This window comes from Bradyrhizobium sp. LMG 9283, from assembly GCF_045571415.1.
In the GTDB taxonomy this organism is placed as follows: Bacteria; Pseudomonadota; Alphaproteobacteria; order Rhizobiales; family Xanthobacteraceae; genus Bradyrhizobium.
The window spans coordinates 5,514,048-5,540,360 of record NZ_CP120691.1 but is presented as its reverse complement, the minus strand read 5'-3'; the positions used below and the strand labels follow the sequence as shown (position 1 = coordinate 5,540,360).

Annotated in this window: 22 protein-coding genes and 1 pseudogene; 13 read left to right on the top strand and 10 right to left on the bottom strand. The window is 63.8% G+C overall.

The features are described 5' to 3' along the window. Nucleotides 1-3: 3 nt before the first annotated feature. From P6U29_RS26300 to P6U29_RS26265, 8 genes are all read right to left on the bottom strand, one after another. Nucleotides 4-2,910, bottom strand: a complete 2,907-nt coding sequence (locus tag P6U29_RS26300) for a flotillin domain-containing protein (RefSeq protein ID WP_407112989.1) — start codon at nucleotides 2,908-2,910, stop codon at nucleotides 4-6. Between the two features lie 27 nt (nucleotides 2,911-2,937). Further along, nucleotides 2,938-3,771, bottom strand: a complete 834-nt coding sequence (locus tag P6U29_RS26295) for a phosphoenolpyruvate hydrolase family protein (protein WP_407112988.1) — start codon at nucleotides 3,769-3,771, stop codon at nucleotides 2,938-2,940. 3 nt (nucleotides 3,772-3,774) lie between these two features. Continuing rightward, nucleotides 3,775-5,985 (bottom strand): ABC transporter permease, encoded by a 2,211-nt coding sequence (locus P6U29_RS26290; protein ID WP_407112987.1) that lies wholly within the window; start codon nucleotides 5,983-5,985, stop codon nucleotides 3,775-3,777. Then, entirely contained in the window at nucleotides 5,978-6,760 is a 783-nt protein-coding gene (locus tag P6U29_RS26285) for an ABC transporter ATP-binding protein (protein ID WP_407112986.1), read from the bottom strand. Before P6U29_RS26285 ends, P6U29_RS26290 begins: the two co-directional genes overlap by 8 nt. Next, entirely contained in the window at nucleotides 6,753-7,835 is a 1,083-nt protein-coding gene (locus tag P6U29_RS26280; protein WP_407112985.1) for a branched-chain amino acid ABC transporter permease, read from the bottom strand. The genes P6U29_RS26285 and P6U29_RS26280 overlap by 8 nt, the downstream gene beginning before the upstream one ends. A 1-nt stretch (nucleotide 7,836) precedes the next feature. Next, nucleotides 7,837-8,847, bottom strand: coding sequence for a branched-chain amino acid ABC transporter permease (locus P6U29_RS26275; protein WP_407112984.1), 1,011 nt, complete (start codon nucleotides 8,845-8,847; stop codon nucleotides 7,837-7,839). A gap of 280 nt (nucleotides 8,848-9,127) precedes the next feature. After that, nucleotides 9,128-9,955 (bottom strand): helix-turn-helix domain-containing protein, encoded by an 828-nt coding sequence (locus P6U29_RS26270; RefSeq protein ID WP_407112983.1) that lies wholly within the window; start codon nucleotides 9,953-9,955, stop codon nucleotides 9,128-9,130. Nucleotides 9,956-10,077: 122 nt separating this feature from the next. Then, complete coding sequence (locus P6U29_RS26265; protein ID WP_407112982.1) at nucleotides 10,078-11,328, bottom strand: ABC transporter substrate-binding protein; 1,251 nt, start codon at nucleotides 11,326-11,328, stop codon at nucleotides 10,078-10,080. 416 nt (nucleotides 11,329-11,744) lie between these two features. Here P6U29_RS26265 and P6U29_RS26260 point away from each other — a divergent pair, with 416 nt between their 5' ends. Next, entirely contained in the window at nucleotides 11,745-12,869 is a 1,125-nt protein-coding gene (locus P6U29_RS26260) for a mandelate racemase/muconate lactonizing enzyme family protein (RefSeq protein ID WP_407112981.1), read from the top strand. 440 nt (nucleotides 12,870-13,309) lie between these two features. On the opposite strand, the gene P6U29_RS26255 is transcribed toward P6U29_RS26260, so the two are convergent. Next, nucleotides 13,310-13,906 carry a MarR family winged helix-turn-helix transcriptional regulator gene (locus P6U29_RS26255; RefSeq protein ID WP_407112980.1) on the bottom strand — a complete coding sequence of 199 codons (597 nt, stop codon included), beginning with the start codon at nucleotides 13,904-13,906 and terminating at the stop codon, nucleotides 13,310-13,312. Nucleotides 13,907-14,048: 142 nt separating this feature from the next. On the opposite strand from P6U29_RS26255, the gene P6U29_RS26250 reads away from it, so the two are divergent. From P6U29_RS26250 to P6U29_RS26195, 12 genes and pseudogenes are all read left to right on the top strand, one after another. Further along, entirely contained in the window at nucleotides 14,049-14,567 is a 519-nt protein-coding gene (locus P6U29_RS26250) for a flavin reductase family protein (protein ID WP_407112979.1), read from the top strand. 20 nt (nucleotides 14,568-14,587) lie between these two features. Next, nucleotides 14,588-16,057 (top strand): 4-hydroxyphenylacetate 3-hydroxylase family protein, encoded by a 1,470-nt coding sequence (locus tag P6U29_RS26245; protein WP_407112978.1) that lies wholly within the window; start codon nucleotides 14,588-14,590, stop codon nucleotides 16,055-16,057. Between the two features lie 17 nt (nucleotides 16,058-16,074). Further along, the gene (locus tag P6U29_RS26240; RefSeq protein ID WP_407112977.1) at nucleotides 16,075-16,455 is read left to right on the top strand and encodes a cupin; all 381 of its coding nucleotides are present in this window, start codon (nucleotides 16,075-16,077) and stop codon (nucleotides 16,453-16,455) included. A 52-nt stretch (nucleotides 16,456-16,507) separates the two neighbouring features. Next, the gene (locus tag P6U29_RS26235) at nucleotides 16,508-17,896 is read left to right on the top strand and encodes an ABC transporter substrate-binding protein (protein ID WP_407112976.1); all 1,389 of its coding nucleotides are present in this window, start codon (nucleotides 16,508-16,510) and stop codon (nucleotides 17,894-17,896) included. A 46-nt stretch (nucleotides 17,897-17,942) separates the two neighbouring features. Further along, nucleotides 17,943-18,842 carry a branched-chain amino acid ABC transporter permease gene (locus P6U29_RS26230; protein ID WP_407112975.1) on the top strand — a complete coding sequence of 300 codons (900 nt, stop codon included), beginning with the start codon at nucleotides 17,943-17,945 and terminating at the stop codon, nucleotides 18,840-18,842. After that, entirely contained in the window at nucleotides 18,842-19,765 is a 924-nt protein-coding gene (locus tag P6U29_RS26225; RefSeq protein WP_407112974.1) for a branched-chain amino acid ABC transporter permease, read from the top strand. Before P6U29_RS26230 ends, P6U29_RS26225 begins: the two co-directional genes overlap by 1 nt. After that, entirely contained in the window at nucleotides 19,762-20,508 is a 747-nt protein-coding gene (locus P6U29_RS26220) for an ABC transporter ATP-binding protein (protein WP_407112973.1), read from the top strand. The genes P6U29_RS26225 and P6U29_RS26220 overlap by 4 nt, the downstream gene beginning before the upstream one ends. Next, nucleotides 20,508-21,200: an ABC transporter ATP-binding protein gene (locus tag P6U29_RS26215; protein WP_407112972.1), complete on the top strand. Its 693-nt coding sequence runs from the start codon at nucleotides 20,508-20,510 to the stop codon at nucleotides 21,198-21,200. Before P6U29_RS26220 ends, P6U29_RS26215 begins: the two co-directional genes overlap by 1 nt. After that, nucleotides 21,184-21,867, top strand: coding sequence for a DUF2848 domain-containing protein (locus P6U29_RS26210; RefSeq protein WP_407112971.1), 684 nt, complete (start codon nucleotides 21,184-21,186; stop codon nucleotides 21,865-21,867). Before P6U29_RS26215 ends, P6U29_RS26210 begins: the two co-directional genes overlap by 17 nt. A gap of 19 nt (nucleotides 21,868-21,886) precedes the next feature. Next, on the top strand, nucleotides 21,887-23,206 hold the full coding sequence (locus P6U29_RS26205; RefSeq protein ID WP_407112970.1) for an amidase family protein: 1,320 nt from the start codon (nucleotides 21,887-21,889) through the stop codon (nucleotides 23,204-23,206). 61 nt (nucleotides 23,207-23,267) lie between these two features. Continuing rightward, nucleotides 23,268-24,017, top strand: a complete 750-nt coding sequence (locus tag P6U29_RS26200) for a sulfite exporter TauE/SafE family protein (protein ID WP_407112969.1) — start codon at nucleotides 23,268-23,270, stop codon at nucleotides 24,015-24,017. Between the two features lie 382 nt (nucleotides 24,018-24,399). Beyond that, nucleotides 24,400-24,599: pseudogene (locus P6U29_RS26195) on the top strand (DMT family transporter); the annotation flags it as partial. Between the two features lie 39 nt (nucleotides 24,600-24,638). On the opposite strand, the gene P6U29_RS26190 reads toward P6U29_RS26195, so the two are convergent. Continuing rightward, nucleotides 24,639-25,763 carry an amidinotransferase gene (locus tag P6U29_RS26190; RefSeq protein ID WP_407112968.1) on the bottom strand — a complete coding sequence of 375 codons (1,125 nt, stop codon included), beginning with the start codon at nucleotides 25,761-25,763 and terminating at the stop codon, nucleotides 24,639-24,641. Between the last annotated feature and the right edge of the window lie 550 nt (nucleotides 25,764-26,313).

Genomic DNA, 26,313 nt, shown 5'->3' with positions numbered 1-26,313 from the left:
ACCTCAGCTCTTCTTTCTTGGCCCGCGCTCGGCCGGCGGCTCGCCGCTCTCGGCCGCGGGCGGGGAGGCCGCCGGCTTGTCGCCGCCACCGCCGCTCTTGCGCGCGGAATCCTTGATGCCCTGCATATCGCGGGCTTCCCGGATCAGGCCCGGCATTTTCGCGAGACTGCCGCCCTCGACGCCGATGTCCGACAGGATCGAATCGATCAGCGGCGCCTGGACGCGGTAGCGCAGTGCCGAGTCGATCACCTCGTCGGTGGCGCTGCGGCCCCCATTGCCATTCCCGTGGCCGTTGCCGTTGAGGCCATCGACCTGGAGGATGCGGATGCCCTCGATCTTCTCCATCGGCTTGACGCTTTCGCGCACGATGCCCTCGATGCGGTCGAGCAGTTTCCTGCGGAACAACGAGTAGCGCGCCTGATCGGTCAGCACGTTCTCGGCCTCGTTGAGCATCCGCTGCGCCTCGGCCTCGACGGCTGCGCGCACGCGCTCGGCTTCGGCGGCGATGCGGGTTTCTTCGGCCTGTTTCTCCGCCAGCAGCACCTCGACAGTCTTGCGCCGCTTTGCGATCTCGCTCTCGCGTGCGGTTACGACGCGCTCGGCAGCTTCGGTCGCACGCATCCGTGCCTCCTCGGCGGCAGCGCGAGCCGCGGACTCCTCCAGCGACTTCTGATGGATGGCGATGGCCTTCTCCATCAGCACTGTTTCGACGTCCTTTTCGCGATTGACCTCAAGCTTGCGCAGCTCGCGTTCGCGGCCGATGCGGGCCTCGTCAAGGCCACGGTCGGAGGCGATGCGGGCACGCTCGACCTCCTCGCGCGCGGCGATTTCGGCCTCCTGGAGCGACTGGACGCGGGCGACCTCGAGTTGCTCGATCGCGCGGCGGCGTTCGATTCGGGCCGCCTCCAGCGCCTGCTCACGCGAGACGTCGGTGGTCTCGACCTCCTTGCGGGCGACGATCTCGGCCTGCCGGACCTGACGGTCCGCGTCGATCCGCTCGGACTTCTTGGTGGACAGCGCGATGACTCGGTCCTCATCGGCGATCTCGATCGCCTTCTTCTGCTCGATGTTGAGCACCTCACGCTTCTTGGAGGAATTGATACGCTCGGCCTCGAGCGCGAGATCGACCGTGATGCGCTGGCGCTCGACAGCGTCGCGCCGCTTCAGCTCGGCCGCCTCCAGCGCGCCGGTTCGTTCGATTTCCAGCGCGCGGGTCTCGCGTTCGGCCTGGATGCGCTCGGCCGCGACCGCCTTCTCCTGGGCGATGCGGGCCGCTTCGATCGCCTCGCGCGAGGCGATGTCGGCTTCCTCGACGGCGCGATTGCGGGCGATCTCCAGCGAACGCACGCGCTCCTCCTGCGCGATACGGGTGGCCTCGGTGGTCTCGCGCGCGGCGATGCCGGCGACGTCGAGCGCCTGGTTGCGCTCGATCTCGAGCTGCCGCGTGTTCTGTTCGGCGGCGATCCGCTCGGCAGCCAGCGTCCGCTCGCGCGCGATGCGGGCGGCCTCGACCGCGCGCTGGGCCTCGATCTCGGCCTCCTGGATGGTCCGTACCTGCTGGATCTCCAGCGCGCGGGTGCGCTCGTCCGAGGAAATGCGCTCGACATTGACGGTCATGGTTTGCGCGATGCGGGCCTTTTCGGTCGCTTCGCGCGCGGCGATCTCGGCTTCGTCCACGGCGCGCGTGCGCTCGATCTCGCGGCGACGCGTCTCCTCTTCATTGGCGATACGAGCGTCGGTGACGACGCGATCCTGCTGGATCCGTGCCTTCTCGATGGCTTCGCGGGCGGCGATCTCGGCTTCCTCGACCGTGCGCATCCGTTCGATCTCGCGTTGGCGGACCTCGCGCTCCGAGGCGATGCGGGTGGTGTCGATCGAACGCTGGTTGGCGATCCGGGTCTTCTCGATCTCCTCCCGCGCCAGCAGCTCCTTCTCCTCGATGGTGCGGGTCCGTTCGATCTCCTTCTGGCGGGTCTCGCGCTCGGAGGCGATGCGGGCCTCGGCGATCGCCTGATCGTTGGCGATGCGTGCGCGCTCGATTGCCTCGCGGGCGGAAATCTGCGCCTGTTCGGCTTCGGTCTCGCGCAGCGCCCGTTCGCGGGCGACTTCCGTGCGCTGGAGCGCGCGGCGCATCTCGATGTCGCGTTCCTGTTCCAGGCGCGCGGTCTCGCTCTCGCGCTCGATTTCCAGCGCCTGCCGCTCGGCCTCCAGATTGCGGGAGCGGATCTTGATCATCGAATCCTGCTCGATGTCGTTGCGCAGCTTCCGCTTGGCCTCGATGTCCTCCATCAGGCGGGTCAGACCTTCGGCGTCGAACCGGTTCGATGGGTTGAAGAATTCCAGGTCGGTCTGGTCGAGATCGGTGATCGCGACCGATTCCAGTTCGAGGCCGTTCTGCGCGAGCGCTTCGGCCGCATTGGTCTTGACCCGCGCGACATAGTCGCCGCGCCGCTCGTGCATCTCCTCCATGGTCATTTCGGAGGCGACCGAGCGGATCGCGGAGATGAACTTGCCGGCGAGCAGGGCGTGCAGCTGCTCTGGCTCCATGGTGCGGCGGCCGAGCGTGGCCGCCGCGATCGAGACCGCCTCGCGGGTCGGCTGCACGCGGACGTAGAAGTCGGCCTCGATGTCGACGCGCATGCGGTCGCGGGTGATCACCGCATCCTGCTTCGAACGGACGATGCCCATCGGCAGCACGTTCATGTTGACCGGCGTGTAGTCATGGATGAACGGCAGCACAAAGGCGCCGCCATTGATCACCACGCGTTCGCCGAGGAAGCCGGTTCGGACGAACGACGTCTCCTTGGAGGAGCGATGGTAGAGCCAGTTCACGATATAGACGCCAACCACGATCACGATGATCGCGACGATCAGCCAGAGGATCAATTCACCGACCAACATCCCTGACATCTTTCCCTCCCTCGAACCCTTCAGGCGTTAGCGCGCGCCGATCGCCTTGAATTGACGTACCTGCTCCGTCAGCGCCCGCTCCACGGGCAGCCGCTCCATCGAGGAGGCGCCGTAGAAGCCGTGGCAGTGGCGGGTGTTCTTCATGATGAAATCGGCATCCGCGGGATCGGCGATCGGACCGCCATGCGCGAGCACCAGAACGTCCGGATTGACGCTCAGGGCGGCAGAGGCCCAGGTGTCGATATGCGCCGGGCAGTCCTTCAGCTTCAGCGCTGTCTGCGCGCCGATCGTGCCGCCGGTCGTCAGACCCATGTGGCAGACGATGATGTCGGCGCCTGCGATTGCCATCGCTGCGGCTTCCTTCTCGCTGAACACGTAGGGCGTGGTCAGCATGTCCTTGTCGTGCGCCTTGGCGATCATGTCGATCTCGAGCGCGTAGGACATGCCGGTCTCTTCAAGATTGGCGCGGAACGTGCCGTCGATCAGGCCGACGGTCGGAAAGTTCTGGACGCCGGCAAACCCGAGCGCCTTCAGCTGGTCGAGAAACACGTCCATGTCGCGGAACGGATCGGTGCCGTTGACGCCGGCTAGCACCGGCGTCCTGGTGACCACGGGCAGCACCTCGTTTGCCATGTCGACCACGATCGCGTTGGCATCGCCGTAGGCCATCAGGCCCGCGAGCGAGCCGCGGCCGGCCATGCGATAGCGGCCGGAATTGTAGATGACGATGAGGTCGACGCCGCCGGCTTCCTCGCATTTGGCGGACAGGCCGGTGCCGGCGCCGCCGCCGACAATCGGCTCGCCGCGCCTTGCCATGTCGCGAAACCTCTTCAGCAGCGCTGCGCGTTCAAACCTCGCCATCGGTCACCTCGCTAGTCTCCGCCGCGCGCCGGTGCGCCCGAACAGGGTTCGGAACGCGCTGACGATGGTGGCGGCAAAGTCGGGATCGTTGATGTTCTTAGGGATGCGAATGAGCTGGCGATTGCCGGTCTGTCGCACCGTGCGCTCCAGGGTACGGAACAGCGCCGCATCGGCGTCCGGATCCCAGAATGGCTGGCCCCGCGCATCGAGTGCGGAAACGCCGCCCTCGGGCAGGAAGAAACGCACCGGGCCATCCATCTGGTTGAGCCGCTCGCCGATCCAGCGCCCCATGCGCTCGTTCTCTTCGGCCGTCGTCCGCATCAACGTCACCTGCGGATTGTGGACATGGAGTTTGCGGCCGCGATAGCGCTCGGGAATGGTGTCGGGGGCGCCGAAATTGACCATGTCGAGCGCGCCGACCGAGCCGACATAGGGCAGGCGGCTGCGAATGATCGCGCCAAAGCGATCCTCGGTCGCCGGGAACACGCCGCCCATCAGCAGGTCGCAGATCTCGGTCGTGGTGAGGTCGATGACGCCGGCGAGCTGGCCGGACTCCACGAGCTTTTCCATGGACCGGCCGCCGACGCCGGTGGCGTGGAAGACCAGGCATTCGAAATCGTCGCGCAGCTCGGCCGCGATCTTTTGCACGGCCGGCGTGGTGACGCCGAACATGGTGATGCCGATCGCAGGCAGCCCGCTGACCGCGCGCTCCATCGCGGCACGCGCATCGAGCCGCGCCTTGACCATGCCGGCGAGTGCATTGGCCCCGTTGGCCAGCACCGCGCGCGAGATCGAGTTCAGCCCCTGCACGTCGGTGACCGAGTACATCATGGTGATGTCGGCGGGGCCGACATAGGGCCCGACGTCACCGGAGGCGACCGAGGAGATGATCAGCTTGGGCACGCCGACCGGCAGCGCCCGCATGCCCGGGGCGACCAGCGACGCCGCACCGGAGCCGCCGGCCGAGATCACGCCGGCGACATTGCCCTGGCGCCGCAGCCAGTTGGCGAAAGCATCCGCCATCGCCGTCACGGCCGCACCGCGGTCGGGGCCGAATACAGCGGAGCCGCCACGGGCGTGATTCAGCGCAATCTCCTGCGCAGAGACGTCGCACGACGAATGCTTGCCACTGGTCGAGACGTCGACCAGCCGCGTGCGCAGGCCGCTTTCAGCGATGATGTCGCGGATGTAGCGCAGCTCGGCACTCTTGGTGTCGAGCGTGCCGACGACCAGCACGACGGGTGGGCCCGAGGCCTGGGCCGCCACCGGCTCGCGCTTGCGCCGCGCCGTCTCGTCGAGCCGCGCGACTTGCGTCGAGAGCGTACGCGCCGCAGCCTCGATGCGCGCGATCGGCACCGGTTGCGACCATCGCGTCGGGAGCGTCGGGTTGGAGATGTAGATGCGAACCGGTCCGTCGCGGCGTGGCGCCGGCGCAGGTTTGGGCTCGACGCCCGGTGCGGCGACGTCGATCTCCGGCTCGAGCTCGGCGTGGAGCCCGACGCCGAGCAGGCGCTGCTGGAGCTCGCGGTCGGCGGCAAGGCGCGCGGAGTCGATGATGCGGTTGATGCGACCATTGACCATGATCGCGACGTTGCGCGAGATCGCGGTGGCGACGCCAATATTCTGCTCGATCACGAGCACGGAGATGTCGCCGTCTTCGCCGAGCTGCAGCAGCATCTCCTCGACCTGTGCGACGATGACGGGCGCGAGGCCTTCGGTCGGCTCGTCCATGATGAGCAGGTGCGGATTGGTGAGCAGCGCGCGCGAGATCGCCAGCATCTGCTGCTCGCCGCCGGAGAGCTGACCGCCACCGTGATCCCTGCGTTCGGCGAGACGCGGGAAGGTCTGGTAGATGCGCTCGACGGTCCAGGCGCCGGAGCGCATGCCGCCAGCGAGCCGCAAATGCTCATCGACACTGAGCGAGCGCCACAGGCGCCGTCCCTGCGGCACATAGCCGACGCCGAGCCGGGCGATCTGAGCCGGCGGCCGCCGTGTGACGTCCTCGCCGCGGACGCGGATCGAGCCGCCGCTCACGCCGACCAGACCCATGATCGCCTTGCACAACGTGGTCTTGCCCATGCCGTTGCGGCCGACGACGGAGAACACGCCGCTCTCCAGTGTGAAATCGACACCTTGCAGCGCGTGGGAGTGGCCGTAATAGACGTCGAGGCCGCGCACCTCGAGCGCGGCACTGCTGCGGCGCGCGTCATTCATGGCCGCCTCCAAGATAGAGCTCCTGCACCTCGGGATCGGACTGGATCTCCTCCGGCAGGCCTTCCTTGAAGACGCGCCCGTTGTGCATCATCGTGACGCTCTCGACGACGCGCAGCGCGACGTCCATGTCGTGCTCGATGATGATATAGCCGATATGCGCCGGCAGCGACGTCAGGATCTCGATCAGCTCGGCTCGTTCGGTCGGCGACAGGCCAGCAGCCGGCTCGTCGAACAGGACGAAGCGCGGCGCGCCGGCGAGCGCGAGCGCGATTTCGAGCTGGCGCTGCTGGCCGTGCGCAAGCTCGGCCACGCGCTGGTCCTTCACGGCGGCCAGATGCACGGCCTGCACGAGATTGTCGGCCGCGTGCATCAAGGCATCGTTCTGTCCCGGCCGCAGGAACGAGAAGCGTCCGCGCGAGACGCCGCGGCAGGCGAGATAGACATTGTCCTGCACGGTAAGGCCGGGGAACAGCGCTGAGATCTGGTAGGTCCGGCGCAGCCCGCGGCGGATGCGCTCATAGGGCGGGAAGTGCGTGACGTCCTCGCCGAAGAAGCGGATGGTGCCGGAGGAGGGCGGGAAGTCGCCGGTGATGCAGTTGAACAGTGTGGTCTTGCCGGCGCCGTTCGAGCCGAGCACGGCTCGTCGTTCGCCGGGACGCACGGTGATGGTGACGTCGGTGAGCGCCGCCAGCGCGCCGAACAGCCGCGTCACCCCGCGCAGTTCCAGAGCGGCACCGGCGCCGACGGCGGAAAGGCGTTGAGCGACGCTATCCATGGCCGCGTCCTCCGCCTTGGCGATCGTTGCGGGGATGCTGACTCTGACGCCAACGCTGCCACAGGCCAATGACGCCGTCGGACGACCAGAACACGATGGCAAGGAAGCCGAGTCCGATCAGCAGGCGGAAGCGGTTGCCGTCGAGCCCGAGCCGGACCAGGAAGTCGAGCGCAAACGTGCGCAGCAGCACGAAGATCAGCGCGCCGATGAAGGGACCGATCGGGCGCGTGATGCCGCCGACGACGGCGATGATCAGCACATCGATGCAGGCGCCGACACTCACCGAGCCCGGCGAGATCTGGCGATAGTTCCAGACCTGGAGGACGCCGGCGAGCGCGGCCACGAAGGATGCAAAGGCGTAGGCGGCGATGCGGTGCGCATTGACGTTGAAGCCGAGCGCCGCCATGCGCCGCGGATTGTCGCGTACACCCTGAAGTGCAAGGCCGAAGGGCGCGCGCGAGAGATATTCGACCGCGAAATAGCAGAGCGCGGCGACCGCCAGCACGACGTAATAGAAGGGGATGTCGGCGCGCCAGTTCACGCCCCAGAAGAGCGGCGTGGCGACATTGTTGATGCCGGTATGGCCGTTGAAGATCGCCCAGTTCTGGTTGGTGAAATAGTAGAAGGCGGCTCCAATCGCCAGCGTGATCATGATGGTGTAGATGCCTTCGGTGCGCACCGCGAGCGCGCCGCCGAGCGTGCCGAATGCCGTCGCCAGTGCCAGCGCCGTCGGGACGGCGAGCCACCACGGCCAGCCCAGGCTGATATTCGGATTACCGCTGACGCCGAACACGGCGACCATGTAGGCCGAGAAGCCCGCAATGGTGAGCTGCATCAGGCTGACCATGCCGCCATAGCCGGCGAGGAACATCAGGCTCAACGCCATGGTGCCGAGGATCAGCGTGGTCGCGAAGATCTCGATCAGGAAGAAGCCGCTCGCGATCAGCGGCATGATCAGCAGAATGGCTGCGACGATCCAGGCGGCGGGATTGTTGATCTCCGGCCATGTTCGCGCCGGGCGCTGCGAACCGACAGCGTGACGAACGGCAACACGGGCATCGTGGGCGAGTGACATCTCAGCGCCTCGCCAGAAGGCCCTGCGGCCGGATCGCCAGCACAAGCACCATGATCAGGAAGGTCACGACGATGGCGTAGGTCGGGATGTAGACCGAGCCGAGCTGTTCGGCGAGGCCGATGATCAGCGCGCCGAGCGCAGCGCCGGGGATCGAACCCATGCCGCCCACGATCACGACCACGAGCGAGGCGAGCAGGAAGCGGATGTCCTCGCCCGGCGACAATGACTGGAAGGTGCCGCCGACCACGCCGGCAATGCCCGCAAGTCCTGCGCCGAAGGCGAAGACCAGCACGAAGACGAGCTGGATGCGCACGCCCGTCGCGGCGAGGATATCGCGATCGTCGACGCCGGCGCGAATGATCATGCCGATCCGGGTGCGGTTGAGCGCGAGCCACATTGCGACGCCAATGACCACCGAGGCGACGAAGATCGCGAGCCGTACCAAGGGATATCTGAGATAGACCGGCTCGCCCGAGGATTTCACCGCCGTGATCAGCGGCAGCTCCACAGGGCCGATCAACCAATTCGGCGTCTGGATCTGGTAGAAGTCGCCACCGCAGGCCCAGAGCATCAGATCGGCAAACACGATCGAAAGTCCGATCGTCACCATGGTCTGCCTGAGATCCTGTCCCTCCATCCGGCGGAACACGATGACCTGGAGCAGGACGCCGACCAGGGCGGTCAGGATGAAGGCGACGATGAAGCTGAGGATCCAGGAGCCGGTCGAGGCGCTGATGGCGTAGCCGACATAACCGCCGAACAGATAGAGCGAGCCATGCGCGAGGTTGACGTTGCGCATCAGGCCGAAGATCAGCGTGAAGCCGCTGGCGACGAGGAAGTAGAGGCCTCCGAGCGTGATGCCATTGAAGACCGCGTTGAGGAAGACACGCTTGCGGCCGATCGCCTCTTCAAGCCCGGGCGGCCAGACCGCGAAGACCAGCCAGAGCACGATCGCAACGGCAATGATCGCGATCAGCGCCCAGGCCGGATGGCGTTCGACGAAGCGGCTCATGGCTTCACCTCGCCCCGCTTGGAGGGAGAGGTCGCGCCGAAGGCGCGGGTGAGGGGGAGTCTCCGCGAGCCGAACTGCAACCGACCTCGTGGAGACTCCCCCTCACTCCAACCCTCTCCCCGCAAACGGAGCGAGGGGGCATGCAAGCCGTTGCCGGCTGCTGGCCCTGCCATGGACGAACGTCCTCCCTGGACTCGCGATCATCTCGGGATCGCGTTGCCCGCATCCTAGCCGGCCGGCGAGGGCGACGTTTGATCGTGAGTATCTTTTCGTGCGGCGGTTAGGCGCGCAAAACCTTGGCTGCGCGACGATAATCGGTCGGGGCCATCCCGACATTGGCAGCGAAGAAGCGGGTGAAACCGCTCTGCGAGGAGAAGCCGAGATCGAAGCCGATGTCGGCGATCGGCGTCTCGCTCGCCACCAGCGCTTCGAGTGCCTGTTCCATGATCAGCGTATTGAGATAGAGGTTCGGCGTGAGGCCGGTCTGCACGCGGAACAGCCGATAGAAATGTGGCCGCGACAGGCCGGATTCGCGTGCGATGGTGTCGAGCTCGATCTCGGCGCCAGGACTCTCCGACATCATCTTGATGCATTTGCGTACGCGAAAATCGGTGACGGAGCCGCTTGCGCGCGGATCGCGCGCGATCTCGGCTTGCTGCCAGCTTTCGTCGTAGCAGATGTCGATCAGCCGCCGCAGCTCGGAATCGAGGCTGGAAAGCGATGGTGCGCCGCACACGAGCGCAGCGGTCCGCCTGATGTGCTTGTCGAGTGCAGGCGTGCGCCTGAATTGGGTGCGGCCGAAACGCATGCGGTCGGAGCCGGGTGCATCAGGCGCAAACCATTCGGCATTGACGTAGAGCACGAAGAAGATGGCGCCGCCGTCGACATCGGTCGGCAGGAAGTTGTGTGGTTCCCAGGGATTGACGGCGACGACAGACGTCTCAGTGAGATCGTAGTGCCCATTGGAGACATCGATGCATGCCGGCATGCCGCCGACATGGAAGATCAGATGACCTTCACGATGGGCGTGGATATTGAAAGGGCGGTTCAACTGATAAACCGTCGCCCGGCCGAAACGGCCGTGGAAGACGGCGAGCGCACGGCTCATGCCTTCCCCTCCCGAACGTTCTTGTCTTTTCGGCCAGCGTTCAACAACGCCGCCGAGATTGCAAGAGCGGAGAGTGACCGCGTCAGCAAGTCGCTCTCCGCCTGCGCTGTACAGGTGATGCGTCAATACTTCTTACATTCCGGGACGGTGCGGCTCGGCAATCCGATCTTCGCGAAGACGGCCGGATCGTAGCCGAGCGTCTGGTTCACGTTCGGGATCACCTTCACGACCTTGCTGAACAGCGCGCCCTTGCCGTCGTCGACGACCTCAGTGACGAAGTTTGTGCCGATCGCCTGGCGGTTGGAATCGAGCTTGATCTTGCCGTTCGGCGCGTCGAGCTCGATCTTCGCCAGCGCTTCCTTGAACTTCGCCTGGTTGTTGGAGAGATCGCCATTGACCTGGCGCAGCGCGAGGATCAGCGCCATGGTTGAACCATAGTAGTTGGTCGCGAGCAGCGATGGGCTCGGGAAACGCTTGTTGGGCGGGAAGGCGTCCTGATAGGCCTTCACGAATTTCTGCCAGCGCGGATCCTCCCAGGTGTCGGCCTGGCCGCTTGCCGCGATGGTCCCGATCAGCGCGTTCTTGGCGTTGCCCTTCGACGATAGGATGGTCTGGTCGATCATGATGGAACCCCCCATCAGATGCGCCTTGCCGCCGGCCTGCTGATACTGATTGAGGAAGTTGACGGCATCCGCGCCGCCGAGCCCGAGATAGATGGCATCGACGTCATCGGGCAGGGCGGCGATGACGGAGGCGAAGTCCTTCGTTCCCAGCGGCACCCATTGCCGGTTGGTGACCTGTCCGCCCATTCCGCAGAACTCGAGCACCAGCCCGAACACCTGGGTGTAGATGAAGGAATAGTCCTCGCCGACGGTTGCGATCTTGCGATACTTCTTGTCCTCATAGGCGTATTTGCCGAGGCCGACCTGCCACTGCGCGCCGTCCATGTTGTAACGGAAGAAGTTCGGGGCCGGATCGACGTAAGTCGTTTCCTGGGCGCCGGAGGCCGCATTGATGAAGGTCAGCTCGGGATGGGTCTTGGCGAAGTTCTTCACCGCGATGCCTTCGTCGCCGGAGAGCGGCGAGAGCAGGATCTGCACCTTGTCTTGCTCGATTAGCTTGCGCACGGCGCGTACGGCGGAGTCCGGCGTTGCGTCGGTCGAGGCGACGATGAACTCGAGCTCCTTGTCGCCGACCTTTTTGCCCAGCACGTTGAGCGCCGTCTGGTGTCCGCGCATGCCGTCCTCGCCGAGCACCGTGTAGGTGCCCTCGAGAGTTGCGGTCACGCCGACCTTGATCTTTTCCTGAGCGATTGCGGCGCCCGAAAGAAACAGGCTGCTCAGCGCGAGCAGTCCCACACTGCATTTCGACATTGTGCTCCTCCCCTCTGTCGTCGATTTGTCGCCACCGGCGCGACGCCCGCGGCTCTCAAACGCTCGCGGATTTGACGGGAAAGCTAGCCGAAGTTGCACGCGGCGCATGCGTGGGCGCCTCGTTCGGCTTGACGGGCAGTCTCATTTTGGATGTTGCGGCGCAAATGGTTTCGCGGTGCAGCAGATGATGGGAGCGGGGTCACCCCGCGAGGGATCCTGCGACCACTGTGCCGGTCGCATATTGTGAAGCCGGCATGCACAGGAAGGAGAAAGGGCCGGCGATGTCCTCGGGCTGTCCCCAGCACTCGGCGCGGTCGGTGCGGCTAAGGCCCGCGCTGTGGAAGGCACGTGATGACTTCGCGCGCCTACTGAGATAGTGGCTCTGCGCGATCCATCCCGATCGCAGGATTCGCAACATGACTGACGGCTTCACCATCCGCTCGATCGAGGCGTTCTGCTATCGCTATCCACTGGCGACGCCGGTCGTGACGTCGTTCGGCAGGATGCTCAACCGTCCCGCTGTCTTCGTTCGCGCTGTCGACGAAGACGGCGTCGAGGGATGGGGTGAAGCCTGGTCCAACTTTCCAGCGCCCGGCGCGGAGCATCGCGCCCGGCTTGTCAACGAGGTGCTTGGGCCCGGCCTTGTCGGTCGCAAATTCGATAGTCCTGCTCGGGCCTTCGAGACCCTGAGCAAGGGCACCGAGGTCCTGGCGCTTCAATGCGGCGAACCGGGGCCATTTGCGCAGGCGATCGCCGGTATCGATCTCGCGCTGTGGGACCTCTCCGCACGCCGCCAGCGTTTGCCGCTTTGGCGGCTTCTGGGCGGCCAGTCGGACACGATCAAGGTCTATGCCAGCGGCATCAATCCCGGGGGCGCGGCACAGACAGCGGAGGCCGCGCTCGCGCGCGGTCACCGTGCCTTGAAGCTGAAGGTCAGCTTTGGCACCGAGACCGACCTCGCCAATTTGGCCGCGCTGCGCGGACTTGTCGGCGCCGGCATGCTCGCTGCCGATGCCAATCAGGGCTGGTCAATGGCGCAGGCGCTTCAGATGCTGCCGCGGCTTGCCGAATTCGATCTGCGCTGGTTGGAGGAACCGATCCGCGCCGATCGCCCACGCGAGGAGTGGCGCAGGCTGCACGCCGCAGCGACGATGCCAATTGCCGGCGGCGAGAACATTTCGAGCGTCGAAGCCTTCAAGGACGTTCTGTCCGAAGGCGTGCTTGGCGTGGTTCAGCCTGATATTGCGAAATGGGGCGGCCTCAGCCTTTGCGCCGGGCTGGCTCGCGACATCCTGGGGGCGGGCAAGACGTTTTGCCCGCACTATCTCGGCGGAGGTCTTGGCTTGCTTGCGTCCGCGCATCTTCTCGCCGGTATCGGAGGCGATGGCTGGCTGGAAGTCGATGCCAACGATAACCCACTGCGCGATCTGTTCTGTGGCTCGATTGTCAATGTGAGGGAAGGGACCGTTAAGCTGGGCGGAGACCCCGGGCTCGGAATAGTGCCCGATCTTGCCTCGATCGAGCGCTATCGCAGCATCTAGACTGAAGTAAAGCGACCTGTTGGCTTGCGGCCGCAAGCTCCGGCTTAATTGGCCTCGTTCTCGTTGGCCATGGCTTCGCCAAAATTGGCCCATGATGGATTGGAGCGAGAGTTCAGATTTTTCAAATGGTTAGAAGGCGGCGTGTGCACGACGTGTGCACCGGGAGATCAAGAATAATCTCATGACAGCCAACGTGAGGAGGCTTTGTGGTTCAGCCTACACGCCAAATTCTGAGGGAAGGGAAAGGGCGAGTGCTGACCAACAGTCTCAGTCCTGCGGCTGAAGTCGTTTCCACCTCAATGCAGTTGGGCGACTCACTGACCCAATCGAGAGCCAAAGACTCTCGCTGGTCGCGCGGCCCTCGTTATGACGACGCAGTCGCTGGTCCAGGGCGGTGAGAAGCACCCAACGCGTTGGTCTAATAGTCACTACCGCGGGCTCTAACGGCTCGTTCGTTGCTTCTTGCGGCCTCTCTGCGGCTCGGTACGGAACGTTTTGTTATTTTGCGACGTGAGCGTCGCCCGAACGTGCTCGGCGAGCTTCAGCGCGCTATCGGCGTTCGACGCAAGACGAGAGAGCATTTGCGAGAGCACTTTGAACTCCTCGCGCGTCAGCATTCCAAACAAGGCATCATTGACCGGGCGTTGCAAGCCGGCGAGGCGGATCAACAGGTTTATCCCGTCTTCGGTCAGCGTGAGCTGTACGCGGCGTCCGTCGCCGGGGTGCGGACTTTTCTCGATCAGACCGTCAGAGACCAGCTTGTTGATCTCGTTGGTGACGAAGGCGCCACTTAGATAGAGCCGTTCGGCGACCTGGTTGACACCCATAGGCTTTTCCGCTGTCGAATTCTTGATCGCGATCAGGATCAAATACTGAGTGGGAGATAGGCCGACGAAGCTCGCGAACGTCTCGCGGGCGGCTTCCAGGCTCCGTCCGAACGCAAAATAGTCGTAGAGGAGGCCGCGAAGCGTGCGATCTCCATCCTTGTCGAGCAACTCGGGCTTCGACGCCGTCAACAGCGCATCGGACACGGGCATTCTCTCCGCAAAATCATAGCGTTGGACGCTGCCTAAAGAGCACGCATGCGCGCGGTCAGCAAGGGTATTGACATCTCCATATCGCTTTGTAAGAAAGCTATCTGAAAATTATAAATCAGGACCGGGCGACGAGGCGGAGTCCATGGAGGATCGTGCATTCAGGCGTGCTCTCGGCGAATTCGCCACCGGCGTTGCCGTGGTGACCGCGCGCGGGAAGGGCGAAGAGCTCATCGGCATGACCATGAGCTCGTTCAACTCCGTCTCGCTCGATCCGCCGCTGGTTCTCTTCAGCGTCGACCGGAAGGCGCGCAGCCTGCCTGCAATGCTCGCGGCCAAGGGTTTTGCCGTGAATATCCTCGCGCGCGACCAGGAGAACATCTCCAACCAGTTCGCGCGCGCTCTTTCCGACAAATGGGACCAGGTGAAGACGTCCGTCGGCCATGCCGAGGCGCCGCTGATCTCGGGCGCGATGGCGCATTTCGAATGTGCACCGTATGCGAACTACGAGGGCGGCGACCACGTGATCTTCGTGGTGCGTGTCGTCAGGCACGCGAGCCGCGCCGAGGCCGCCGCTCCCCTGATCTTCTTTCGCGGCCGTTACCGCGACCTCGTCGATGAAACCGAGCGTCAGCCGACCTGGCCGCTTCCCATCCACTACTAGCTTTGAACCGGAGACCTGCGATGCGCAGCGCAAAGGAATATTTGTCAGGCCTGAAGGACGGCCGCACCATCTACATCAACGGCGCCTCGGTCGGCGACGTCACGACGCACCATGCCTTCCGTAACCTCGCCACCTCCATGGCGGGCCTGTTCGACTTCGCGAGCGCGCCGATGAACGCGGAGCTGATGACCTTTGATACGGGCGCAGGTCGCGCCAACCGCATCTGGCAGCTTCCGACCTCCTATGCCGAGCTCGTGACGCGGCGAAAGGCACTCGATGCGTGGGCCTCGTTGCATGCCGGGTTCATGGGCCGCGCTCCGGACCACGTGGCGTCCTGCATCTCCGGGCTCTACATGGGACTTGACGTCTTCAAGGCGTATGATCCCACCCGCGCCGGCGCGCTCGAGAGCTACTACCGCTACGCCCGCGACAAGGACCTCTATCTCACCTACGTCATCATCAATCCGCAGGCCGACCGTTCGAAAGGCGCAGCCGAACAGGCCGATCCGTTCCTCACCGCGGGCGTCGTCGACCGCGACGCGGAAGGGATCACGATTCGCGGCGCCAAGATGCTCGCCACCGGCGGCGTGGTTGCCGACGAGGTCTTCGTCACCACCATCCAGCCGATGCGTCCGGGCGAAGAACGCTATGCGATGTCCTTCGCGATTCCGATGAATACGAAGGGACTGAAGATGCTGTCGCGCAAATCCTATGAGGATGCCGCGGGCGCGGTGTTCGACAATCCGTTGTCGAGCCGTTTCGACGAGAACGACTCGGTTCTCTATTTCGACGACGTGAAGGTGCCGTGGGACCGCGTCTTCATCGAAGGCAACGTCGACATGTGCCAGAAGCAATTCCACGCAACGCCTTGCCACGTCTACCAGAACTACCAGGCGATGGTGCGCTTGAGCGTGAAGCTCAAGTTCCTGACCGGGCTTGCGCATCGGACCGCCGACATGAACGGCGTCACCCAGTTTCCGCAAGTGCGCGAAATGCTCGGCCAGCTCGCGGCCGAGACCGGCATGGTCGACGCACTGGTGGCCGCGATGGAAGCCAAGGGCACCCAGGTCGGTCCCTATTTCATCCCGGACCGGCACACGCTGTATTCCGCGCAGGTGCTGACGCAGCAGCTCTACGGACACGTCATCAACACGCTTCGCGAGCTCGCTGGCGGCGGCATGATCATGCTGCCCTCATCGGTCGCGGACTTCGACAACCCGGAAATCGCGGCACTCATCGGCAAGACCCAGCAGTCGCCGAAGGCCAGTTCGCATGACCGCGTCAAGTTCTACAAGCTCGCCTGGGATGCCGTCGGCTCCGAGTTTGGCTCGCGCCACCAGCAATACGAGATGTTCTACGCCGGGGCGACCTTCGTCACCAAGGGCCACTCCTATCGCACTTACGATTGGGCCGGCGCTGACCGATTGGTGCAGACCATGCTCGATTCCTACGACCTCAACGGCGTCTCGACCGCCAGCAAAGCCGCCTGATCCGAAGGAGACAACTTATGCCCGTCAACAAGAAGCACGACGAATTCCACACGCTCGACATGACAACCGGCTGGGAAGTGCCGGCGGGATATCCGACCGGCATCCAGCAGAAGATCATCTCTGGCGGATTGGACGAGGAGAACCGGCGCGGGACGCGGACGCGGCTGCTCCGCTTTGCGCCCGGCGTCTACACAACTGCGCCGTTCTCGCACGAATATTGGGAAGAGGTTTATCTGGTCTCGGGCGATTTGATCGTCGGCAATGATGCGAACGGCGAGGGCGGCAAGAGCTTCCCGCCGAATACCTATGCCTGTCGCCCGCCGCACGCGCCGCATGGCCCGTTCAAGTCCGTGAGCGGCTGCCTGCTTCTGGAGATGCACTATTTCGATCCGGTGTGATCCGGAGCGCTGCCGCACAACATCATTCGACCAGCACAGGGGGAGAGAAGTCATGACGTCTAGAGGTATCTCTATCGTAGTTGCGCGTTGCCTATCGTCACTTGAACGGCTCTTCAGGCTGGATTGCGGCCTGCCGCAGGGCAATGTCCGATGGATGGTGGATGGACTTGCCGGGGCACTCGCGCTCGGTGTCGTAGCCGCCACGCCGGCTGCTGCGCAGAACAAGCCGAGCGCGGTGGGGCTGGGCATCTTCACGTTCACGTCGGGGCCTGCCGCAGCCTACGGCATGCCGGGGAAGAACGCAGCCGACCTCATGATCGACGAGATCAATGCAAAGGGCGGCATCGGTGGCGTGCCGGTCAGCGCGACCTATGTTGATGAGGCGCAGGGCGCGCAAGGCGTCATTGCGGAATATCGGCGGCTCGCCGGAGACGCGAAGAACCAGGTGATGGTCGCTGCCCTGTCAAGCGCGAATTGCCTGGCGCTGGCGCCGCTCGCCGAGCAGCTCGAGGTGCCCACCGTGGGCTGGAACTGCGATACCCATCAGTTACTGATGGACGGCAAGAGCAAATATGTGTTCCGGCCCAACGGCAACACCGTGCCCGAATTTGTCGCCTACGCGATCTACCTGCTGGATCGCAAACCCGACGTGAAGACGGTGGCGATCATCAATCCGGACTATGCCTTCGGCCATGATGCGGCAAAGATCTTCACCGCGGCGCTGAAGGCCCTCAAGCCAGACGTCGAGATCGTCGCCGAGCTCTATCCGAAGCTCGGCTCGCCGAACTACCAGACCGAAATCTCGCGCCTCACCACCGCGCGCCCGGATGTCGTCTTCTCAAATCTCTGGGGCGCCGACCTCGAGAACTTCGTGCGCCAGGCCGCGCCGCGCGGGATCTTCACCTCCAGCCAGCTGATCCTCGCACTCGGCGAGACGGTGCTGCAGCGCGTACCGCTGCCTGACGGAGTGATCGTTGGAGTTCTCGGCGACGGCTGGTGGATGTCGCCAGACGCCAAGGCGAAGCCGGAGACGGTAAAGTTTGCTGAGGCGTACAAGGCGCGCTTCGGCGAGTACCCGGTGTTCCCCTCGATCAAGATGGCCAACGCGCTGATCTATGTGAAAGCCGCTTACGACGCCGCGATGCAGAGGAACGGCGGTAAATGGCCGACGCGTGTCGAGCTCGCCGACGCCATGAAGGGCAGCAAGGTCGAGACCTTGACCGGCACCGCGCAGACGCGCGCCGACAATGACGGCCTTGTCGACCAGATCGTCGGCGTGACCGTAAAGACGTCGGCGCAGCAGTTTCCCGTCATTGGCGACATGGTCCGCTACAAGGGCGCGAGCCTAATGCCGCAGACCGGCCAGGATCCGCTGGCCTGGATTGCGACGCTCAAGCCCGAGTTCGCCAAAGGCCTGCCGAAGCCGGGAAGCTACAAATAGAGCGGAATGACGTTCACCTGATTACAATCACGGAAGGCGCAAGCCGATGTTGAATGCAATCATCCCCTTGCTGCTGGACAGTCTGGCGAGCGCCGCGTTGATCTTCTTCGCGGCGGTCGGTCTGACGCTCGTCTTCAGCGTGCTGCGCGTTCTCAATGTCGCCCATGGCAGCCTCTATTCGATTGGCGGCTATGTGGCTGCCTCGATCTGCCTGTTCATCGCCACCCGGCAGCTTAACCCGTATTGGTCGTTCCTGGCGCTCCTGTTCAGTGCGGTGTGCGTCGCGGCGATCTTCGGTCCGTTGATCGAACGGGGCCTCGTCCGCTGGACCTATGGAAAGTCCGAGGCCGTGCAAATCCTGATCACGTTCGGGCTGTTCCTCATCCTGGAGGATCTCCAGCGCGTGATCTTTGGCGTGCAATCCTTCTACGAAGACGCGCCGATGCGACTGCTCGGCACGACCTCAATCGGTGGCGTCGTCTATCTCAACTACCAGATCCTCCTGATCGGGATGGCGCTGCTAGTCGTGATCGGCCTGCGGCTTCTGATCAACCATACCCGGCTGGGTCGCCTGATCACGGCCGTCGTCACCGACCGTGAGATGGCGCAGTCGATCGGCATCGACACCAACCGGATCTTCATCCTGGCGTTCTCACTGGGCGTGTTCCTTGCGGCGTTGGGCGGCGCGCTGGCAACGCCGACGTCAGGCATCGCGCCGGGGCTCGGGGCCGACACCATGGTGCTCGCCTTTGCTGTGGCCGCGATCGGAGGACTTGGACAAATCGAGGGGGCGGCCTTGGCCTCGCTCATCGTCGGTCTGGCGCGCGTGCTGGCGATCTATCTGGTGCCGTCGCTGGACGCGGTTGCGCCCTATGCAGCCATGCTGGTCGTTCTCCTGATCCGTCCCTACGGCCTGTTCGGATCGGTGACGGCGCGGAGGATATGATGCGAACGATCACTGCCGCTGCGGCGGTCCTCGTCCTCGCGCTGCTGCCTCTGGCCGCGCCCTGGCTTCAATTCGTATTGACCCTTGCGATCGCCAAGGGGTTTGCGGCGCTCGGCGTCGCCGTGCTGCTCCGCGCCGGGCTGATCTCGATCGGCCATGCGATGTTCTTTGCCGCGAGTGCCTATGCAGTCGCGTTCCTGGCGCGTGCCGGCGTCAACGACCTTGGGCTGCTGCTGATCCTCTCGGTGCTGGGCGGGGCGCTCGTGGGCGCCATCGCCGGATCGTTTCTCGTCCGCTATCGCGCGATCTTCTTCGCGATGTTGAACCTCGCGGTCTCCATGGTGTTCTACGCCCTTTGCGCCAAGCTCTACGGCGTCACCGGTGGGACCGACGGCATGCCGGTGCCGGTCCCGGCGGTCTTCGGGATCGTGCTTGGCGAACCGACGTTCAAAAGCGTGCTGTTCTATTTTAGCCTGGGGCTGATGGTGCTCGTCGGCCTTGCCGTGCAGCGCTACCTGAACAGCCCGTTGGGACATGCGCTCTCGGCCGTCCATACGAATGAGATCCGGCTTGAATATCTGGGCATTCCGGTCTGGGCGGTTCTGCTGATCGCCTATGTCGTCTCGGCGGCGCTCGCCGGCCTTGGCGGCGCGATCGCCGGTTTTGCGATCGGCCGCGTGGTTCCCGATTTCGCGTTCTGGACCGCATCGGGTCATCTTGTGCTGATTGCTGTGCTCGGCGGCATCGGCGGCGTGCCGGGCGCTTTCATCGGTGCCTTGTTTCTGGAATTGCTGCACAGCGCGGCAGTGACCGTCACCGATTCCTGGAATTTGATCGTGGGCATGACACTGATCATCGTGATCATGTTCATGCCGCAGGGGATCTATGGATTGTTCGCGCGCAAGGAGGCGACGAGCCTATGACGCGTCCCATCCTGGAAGCCAAGGGGCTCCACGTCGCATTCAACGGCGTCAAAGCCGCCGACGACGTCAGCATCGCGATTCATGACGGCGAGTTCCTCGCGATCATCGGTCCGAACGGATCGGGCAAGACGACGCTGCTCAATATCTGCACGGGTTATGTCCGCCCGAGATCGGGTAGCGTGCTGCTCGACGGCCATGACATCACCCATCTGTCGCCGCGCGCCATCGCGCGCCGCGGTGTCGCCCGCGCATTCCAGATTCCGCAGCTCTTCTCCGCGCAGCGCGTGATCGACAACATGATGCTGGCGCTGGCGGCAACGGATGGTCTGTGGAGTGCGGTGCAGCCGCTCGAAACGGCGAGACGGTGCAACGAGGCGAGGGCGTTGCTCGATCTGGTCGGGCTCGCTGGCGATGCCGATAGGATCAGCAGCACGCTTCCTGAAGGACATCGCAAGCTGCTGGATATCGCGGTTGCACTGGCCCTGAAGCCTCGGTTGCTGCTGCTCGACGAGCCGACGAGCGGGGTGAGCGCCATCGAACGATTCCCTCTGATGGAGGCGCTGATGGCGGCGCTGCGCCAGCGCCGCATCACCGCATTGTTCGTGGAGCACGACATGGATGTGGTCGCGCGTTACGCGAGCCGCGTCCTGGTGTGGAACGCCGGCAACATCATGGCCGAGGGCCGGCCCGACGAGGTGTTCAGCAATGCGCAAGTTCACCAACGTGTCGTAGGGGTGGCGTGATGCTCAGGCTCGACAAGGTCAGCGTCTCGATCGAAGGCGTTCGTGTGCTGCGCGGCGTCAGTTGCGAGATCATCGCGCGCAAGACGACGGTGTTGATCGGGCGCAACGGCGCCGGCAAGACCACGACGCTGCGCGCAATCATGGGCCTCATCGCGATGGACGAAGGCTCTGTCCGCCTCGATGCCGACGATCTCGGCAGCAGGCCTGCCCACACCCGGGCCCGCGCCGGGATTGGTTATGCGCCGGAGGACCGGCGTCTGATTCCGGAGCTGAGCGTGGAGGAGAACATCCGCCTCCCGGCTCTGGCGCTGAAGCTCGACCGTGCCGAGATCGCACGCAGGCTCGACGAGATCTACCAGCTGTTGCCCGAATTGCACGTGATGCGCTCCCGGCCCGCGGGCGCCGTTTCCGGAGGGCAGGGGAAGATGGTCGCGCTGGGGCGCGCACTGACGGTGACACGTAAGGTGTTGCTGCTCGACGAGCCCTTCCAGGGTCTGGCGCCGGCCCTCGCGCTCGACTATGCGCGGACGCTTGGTGAATTGCGCAGGCATCGGCCCGAGCTGGCCATGCTGATCACCGAATCCTCGCCCGCGCTGCTCGACCGCATCGCCGACAGGACGCTGCAGATCGAGCGCGGCGAAGTCCTGACCACATCGACCAAGGATAGGGAATTCCATGTTGCTGCAATTTGACCGCCTCGCAAAGGACCGGACTGACCGTGTCGGGATCGAGATCGACTCCCTTGTCATTGCTGGCTGGGCGGGCAGGGACGCGGCGGCGATCGAGCATCATATCGAGGAGCTGGCTGCGCTCGGCATTCCGCGTCCCTCGATGACGCCGCTCTACTACCGCGTCGCGGCGCAAACATTGACCCAGGAAAGCCGCCTGACCGTCCTTGGCCCGGACAGTTCCGGCGAGGTCGAGCCTGTCATTGTCGCCATGGCTGATGGGCTCTGGGTCGGCGTCGGATCTGATCATACCGACCGCAAGGCCGAAGCGTCGGGCATTGCGCTTTCGAAGCAGCTCTGCGGCAAGCCGGTCGGCCGACAGCTCTGGTCTTATGCAGATGTCGAGCGGCATTGGGACGAACTGGTCCTTCGCTCGTGGGCAACAATCGACGGGGAACGGGTGCTCTACCAAGAGAGCCCGGTCTCCTCGCTCCGGACACCGCGCGATCTCATTCGTCGCCACACCGGCACGGACATGCTACCAGCCGGCACGCTGATGTTCTGCGGTACGCCGGGCGCGATCGGCGGCATTCGGCCGGGGACGCGTTTTGAGATGGAGCTGAACGATCCGGTCCTTAACCGGTCCCTGACCCATGGCTACGACATCGACGTTCTTCCAATCGTCTCCTGATCTTTCCTAGGTGCAGGCCATGTCAGCGACGCAGGATCGATCGCACCCTTCTGCCGTCGCACGGCTCGAGGCGGCACTTGCGCGCATCCACTCGCCGGAAGCAAAGAACGTTTTCACGGCCGTCTTCGCAGACAGCGCGCGGTGGGAGGCGGAGGCCGCGGATCGGCGCGCCGCTGCTGGAACGCCCCGCGGCCCCCTCGATGGCCGCATCGTTTCGGTGAAGGCGTTGTTCGACGTTGCCGGCACGGTCACGAGCTCGGGTTCTGCTGTCCTGCGTCGTTTGGCACCGGCCTTTGAAGATGCCGAGGTCGTGAAGCGGTTGCGGGCTGCGGGCGCGATCGTTATCGGCAAGACGCAGATGACCGAGTTCGCCTTCTCCGCGCTGGGTACGAATCCGCATGACGGAATGCCGGGCAATCCTCGAGATCGCGCCCGCGTTCCTGGAGGCTCTTCATCGGGCGCCGTGGTGTCAGTGATTGCAGGCATGGCAGAGCTCGCCATCGGCAGCGATACCGGCGGTTCGATCCGAATCCCGGCCGCGCTGTCGGGCGCGGTCGGTTTCAAGCCGACCAGCGGTTTCGTGCCGGCCGCGGGTGCGTTCTCGCTGTCATCCACACTGGACACGATCGGTCCAATCGCCGCGAACGTCGAGGACTGCTTCGTGGCCGATCAGGTGCTTTCAGGCGAAGGCGCGCCGTCGCAGCTGCGGTCAGCGTCCCCCGGCATGTTCCGCCTTGTAGTTGCCCGCGGGCGACTGTTTGATCGCTGCGAACCCGAGGTGCTCGGTGCGTTTGAGAACGCCATGGAGCGGCTTCGATCAGGCGGCCTGCAGATCAAGGATGGATCCATCGAGGCTGCGCTCGATGATGTCGCCCAGATCGACAAGATCGGCACCTTCCCATCGATCGAGGTCGGCGCGACGCTGCGCAGTTTGGGGCTCTCGGAGCTGGACGGGGTCGATCCCCGTACGCGCGTACGCATCGAAGCCGGGGCCGGCATTCTCGGCACGGACTATGTGCGCATGGTGCGGCTCCGGCAGGCGGCGATCCGGTCGTTCGAACAGTCTTTCAGCAACAACGAGGTTTTCATCCTGCCGACGACACCCATCCGAGCGCCGCTGATTTCCTCTGTTGCGGAGGATGCGGCATTCCATGAACTAAATGGCCTCGTGCTGCGCAATCCGCGCCTCGCCAACTTGCTCGACTGTCCGTCGATCTCGCTGCCGTTGCCGGTCGACGGCCTTCCCGTCGGGCTGATGCTTGTCGGTCGCAGGAATTCGGACAGGCGCCTGCTCGAGAGTGCATCGTGCATCGAAGCAACGCTACGTTCGGCATTGTAGTGCGAACAGAGAAGCTTCGGCTCTCTGGTCGTGAGCAATGCTATCCAAATGTGGGGGATCGGTGGATTTCGTCAACGCGTTGATTCTGATCGGAGCGGGCTTCCTTGGCGGAGTGATGAATGCTCTTGCGGGTGGGGCGACATTGCTAACCTTTCCGGCAATGCTCTGGACTGGCTTGCCGCCTGTGGTCGCCACCGCTTCGAACGCCCTTGCGGTTACTCCAGGGCATACCATGGCGGCAATAGCAGATCGGGCGATGGTGCCGTGGGAACGATCGGTGGTCATCGGTCTGATATTAGCAACGATCGGTGGTGTCGGCGGCGCTCTCCTGTTGTTGGCGACCTCCGAGCGCTTCTTCACCCTCTTGGTTCCAGCCCTGATCGCCGCTGCTACCATCCTGTTCGGACTAGGGCCGCGCTTGCAAAGGCTCACAGCGAGTCGGTCGCATGCGCGTGGCGCCCGGAACAGTTGGCTTTTGCCCGTCGCGATCTATGGCGGCTATTTCGGGGCTGGATTAGGGGTGATGCTCCTTGCGCTCCTCACCCTCACCGGCAAAGAATCCTTACGCACACTCAATGCACTCAAGAACCTCTATGCGACGGTGGCGGCTCTTGCAGGAGTGGTAATTTTTGCTCTTTCCGGCACGATCAATTGGCCATCGACTTTTGTGATGCTCACTGGCGCACTGGCCGGCGGGTTCGTGGGCGGAAAACTCGTTGGCGTGCTGCCAGCCGTCGCCGTCAGAGGCGCGATCGTGGCTTTGGGGGCCGTAATGACGGCGGCCTATGCATGGCGTTTTTGGTTTGCATAATCCATGACCAAACGCGAATTCTGTTGGACGAGATCACGTCCAAGGCACAGGCAGACCGCCTCCACCATTTTGAGCCTCCGGCGGGCTTATGGAGCGGGGGGCAGGGAGGAGGGGGCCTTTTGACTTGTCATTGGTGGGACGACACTGTCTCTGATAGGATCCAGTTTGACATCGGTTGCTGGAGCGAGCTCAAATTTGTCTATGATGGATCGGAGCGAGAGTTCAAGTCCTTCAATAGCTTAGAGGCCGCGTGTGCACGACGCGTGCACCGGGCGATCACAAAGATCCGACGATAGCCAACGTGAGCAAGGCTGTCTGAGGATCTGAAGTCCGGACTAGACCCGTTCCGGATCATCGCGCCGATCAGTTCCGAGGCCGGCCTATGGCGGCCAGTATTGGACTCCTTGGGCTCGCTCTTAAGACGCTGCCGGTGGGTACGGCGTATGCGGTGTGGACCGGCGTCGGCGCCGTCCGCACGGCGGTGCTCGGCGTCTATCTTTTCAACGAGCCCGCAATGTTAGTTAGGCTCGCCTGTATCGGTTCATTCTCCTGGGCATGATCGGACTGAAAATCACCTCTTGACCATGCAGGCTCGATCGGGACCCGACGGAAGGTCGGCGGTCAAAAATAGCTTTGCAACGTGCCGCACCGCCGGATGTCGAGGGTGGCGCAATGGAAGGCTCCGCCAAATGCGGCGTAATGCAAGAACGCGCAGGGAATGGGCTCGAGCCCCCAATTCTCCAACGCCCGCATTGTTGCGGTATGATGCGGATCAGCGATGACTCGCTTCTCGTCCACCATCAGCACGTTCATGTTGAGCCATTTCCCACATAGAGAGGTAATCCTGAGCATAGGATCAGTTATCGGGTCGGGCTCCGGGGCCACGAGGATGTCCCATTTTTTCAAGATGGCCGGAAGATCGTCCGCGTCAATGTATTCGGGATTGATCAGAATCCTGCCGGGCCCAAGCGGCAAAATGGTGGTATCGATGTGCATCGGGCTGGGACAGCGGCTCTTGATTTCATGAATGCGATAACCGTCGCCAAGATGACGACGCAGCCATTCAATACCGGACGCATTGGTTACGTTGCTGCGGGTCACGAACAGGTCGCGCCCGCAGCGAAAGAAATCGGCGGCATCAAAGACCGGTTCGAATTCGGTGAGGATGTATGAGATCGGCTCACCTTTCTTAGGGATGTGAAACTTTGGATCGAACAGCTCGTTCGTCAGCTGCGGCCTAGGCGCGGCGGTCCAGCGCGCGCCACGTCGGAAATAGTCCTTCAGGATCGGACGATAGGAGTGCGTTTCGAAGTAGCGACATGGCCAAACCATCGGCGTTTCAATGATCTCCCCGCCGATGACAAGCATGCTATCGCGTGGGCAGGAATTGCAGAAGCCCTGCGACGACCATTCCGGCGTGCCGAAGCGCTTCTTGTGATCGACTGCTTCCGGCCGCTTTACCATGATGCCCAGCGATTCTAGCAGAGCGACAAAGCGGTCAAGCTCGCGCTGTGCGGGTTCAATCATGATCTTTGGGTAATGAAAGCCTGCGAACAGCGACTGGGCCCGCGCAGCCATGCCCGGAATGTTGCAGGTGACAACCGGATGGTCGGAGGGGATTGCCGCACCCTCGAGCCGTCCGACAATCACTTCCTGTAGCGGGTCCCACTCGTTGTGTGAGTTCACCGGAGAAGCTCGGCTCGCTGAGACGGCATCCGTACTGTCGGCGCGCGTGACCATGTCCATGCATCAGGCCCTCGTGCGCTACAACAGCCGTTGGCCCTAGAGGTTCCGGAGGTCGCACCATCGTGGCCGGTCAATGGCAGAATCCCGGGTGTCGCCTATGGCCCGTAGCTGACTTATTCCTTGCCTTTGAGCTAGGGCCGCCGTTGGACTCGAAGCGGGCCGTCAGAACCGAACTGCTACTGTCAACCGCACGGCGAGCGGTTCGGCCGGGATTGGAGCGAGAGCTTAAGTGTTTCAATCGGCTAGAAGGTGGCGTGTGCAAGACGTGTGCACCGGGAGACCTAGAAAAATCTTCCGACAGCCAACGTGAGCACGCCTTCTGAAGTGGGCGAGGCGTCCGTGGAAAGCGTCACTTCTTGGCCACGCATTCGCGCAACCGGCTTCCTTTTGAAGCGGTACCGACCAGCGCTTGAGGGCTCGCTGATTGAAGAAGAGGCCGCGCAAGCCGGTCTCGCGCCTGAAATTGCCGAGGCGGTGATGGCTGTGGAGAGCGGATATAATCCGGATGCCATCGGCGGGGTCGGCGAGATCGGCTTGATGCAAATCCTGC

What these genes read in the sequence shown, in the direction of transcription:
- P6U29_RS26300 (WP_407112989.1), bottom strand. Translation starts at nt 2,910, where the DNA reads ATGTCAGGGATGTTGGTCGGTGAATTGATCCTCTGGCTGATCGTCGCG.
- P6U29_RS26295 (WP_407112988.1), bottom strand. Translation starts at nt 3,771, where the DNA reads ATGGCGAGGTTTGAACGCGCAGCGCTGCTGAAGAGGTTTCGCGACATG.
- P6U29_RS26290 (WP_407112987.1), bottom strand. Translation starts at nt 5,985, where the DNA reads ATGAATGACGCGCGCCGCAGCAGTGCCGCGCTCGAGGTGCGCGGCCTC.
- P6U29_RS26285 (WP_407112986.1), bottom strand. Translation starts at nt 6,760, where the DNA reads ATGGATAGCGTCGCTCAACGCCTTTCCGCCGTCGGCGCCGGTGCCGCT.
- P6U29_RS26280 (WP_407112985.1), bottom strand. Translation starts at nt 7,835, where the DNA reads ATGTCACTCGCCCACGATGCCCGTGTTGCCGTTCGTCACGCTGTCGGT.
- P6U29_RS26275 (WP_407112984.1), bottom strand. Translation starts at nt 8,847, where the DNA reads ATGAGCCGCTTCGTCGAACGCCATCCGGCCTGGGCGCTGATCGCGATC.
- P6U29_RS26270 (WP_407112983.1), bottom strand. Translation starts at nt 9,955, where the DNA reads ATGAGCCGTGCGCTCGCCGTCTTCCACGGCCGTTTCGGCCGGGCGACG.
- P6U29_RS26265 (WP_407112982.1), bottom strand. Translation starts at nt 11,328, where the DNA reads ATGTCGAAATGCAGTGTGGGACTGCTCGCGCTGAGCAGCCTGTTTCTT.
- P6U29_RS26260 (WP_407112981.1), top strand. Translation starts at nt 11,745, where the DNA reads ATGACTGACGGCTTCACCATCCGCTCGATCGAGGCGTTCTGCTATCGC.
- P6U29_RS26255 (WP_407112980.1), bottom strand. Translation starts at nt 13,906, where the DNA reads ATGCCCGTGTCCGATGCGCTGTTGACGGCGTCGAAGCCCGAGTTGCTC.
- P6U29_RS26250 (WP_407112979.1), top strand. Translation starts at nt 14,049, where the DNA reads ATGGAGGATCGTGCATTCAGGCGTGCTCTCGGCGAATTCGCCACCGGC.
- P6U29_RS26245 (WP_407112978.1), top strand. Translation starts at nt 14,588, where the DNA reads ATGCGCAGCGCAAAGGAATATTTGTCAGGCCTGAAGGACGGCCGCACC.
- P6U29_RS26240 (WP_407112977.1), top strand. Translation starts at nt 16,075, where the DNA reads ATGCCCGTCAACAAGAAGCACGACGAATTCCACACGCTCGACATGACA.
- P6U29_RS26235 (WP_407112976.1), top strand. Translation starts at nt 16,508, where the DNA reads ATGACGTCTAGAGGTATCTCTATCGTAGTTGCGCGTTGCCTATCGTCA.
- P6U29_RS26230 (WP_407112975.1), top strand. Translation starts at nt 17,943, where the DNA reads ATGTTGAATGCAATCATCCCCTTGCTGCTGGACAGTCTGGCGAGCGCC.
- P6U29_RS26225 (WP_407112974.1), top strand. Translation starts at nt 18,842, where the DNA reads ATGCGAACGATCACTGCCGCTGCGGCGGTCCTCGTCCTCGCGCTGCTG.
- P6U29_RS26220 (WP_407112973.1), top strand. Translation starts at nt 19,762, where the DNA reads ATGACGCGTCCCATCCTGGAAGCCAAGGGGCTCCACGTCGCATTCAAC.
- P6U29_RS26215 (WP_407112972.1), top strand. Translation starts at nt 20,508, where the DNA reads ATGCTCAGGCTCGACAAGGTCAGCGTCTCGATCGAAGGCGTTCGTGTG.
- P6U29_RS26210 (WP_407112971.1), top strand. Translation starts at nt 21,184, where the DNA reads ATGTTGCTGCAATTTGACCGCCTCGCAAAGGACCGGACTGACCGTGTC.
- P6U29_RS26205 (WP_407112970.1), top strand. Translation starts at nt 21,887, where the DNA reads ATGTCAGCGACGCAGGATCGATCGCACCCTTCTGCCGTCGCACGGCTC.
- P6U29_RS26190 (WP_407112968.1), bottom strand. Translation starts at nt 25,763, where the DNA reads ATGGACATGGTCACGCGCGCCGACAGTACGGATGCCGTCTCAGCGAGC.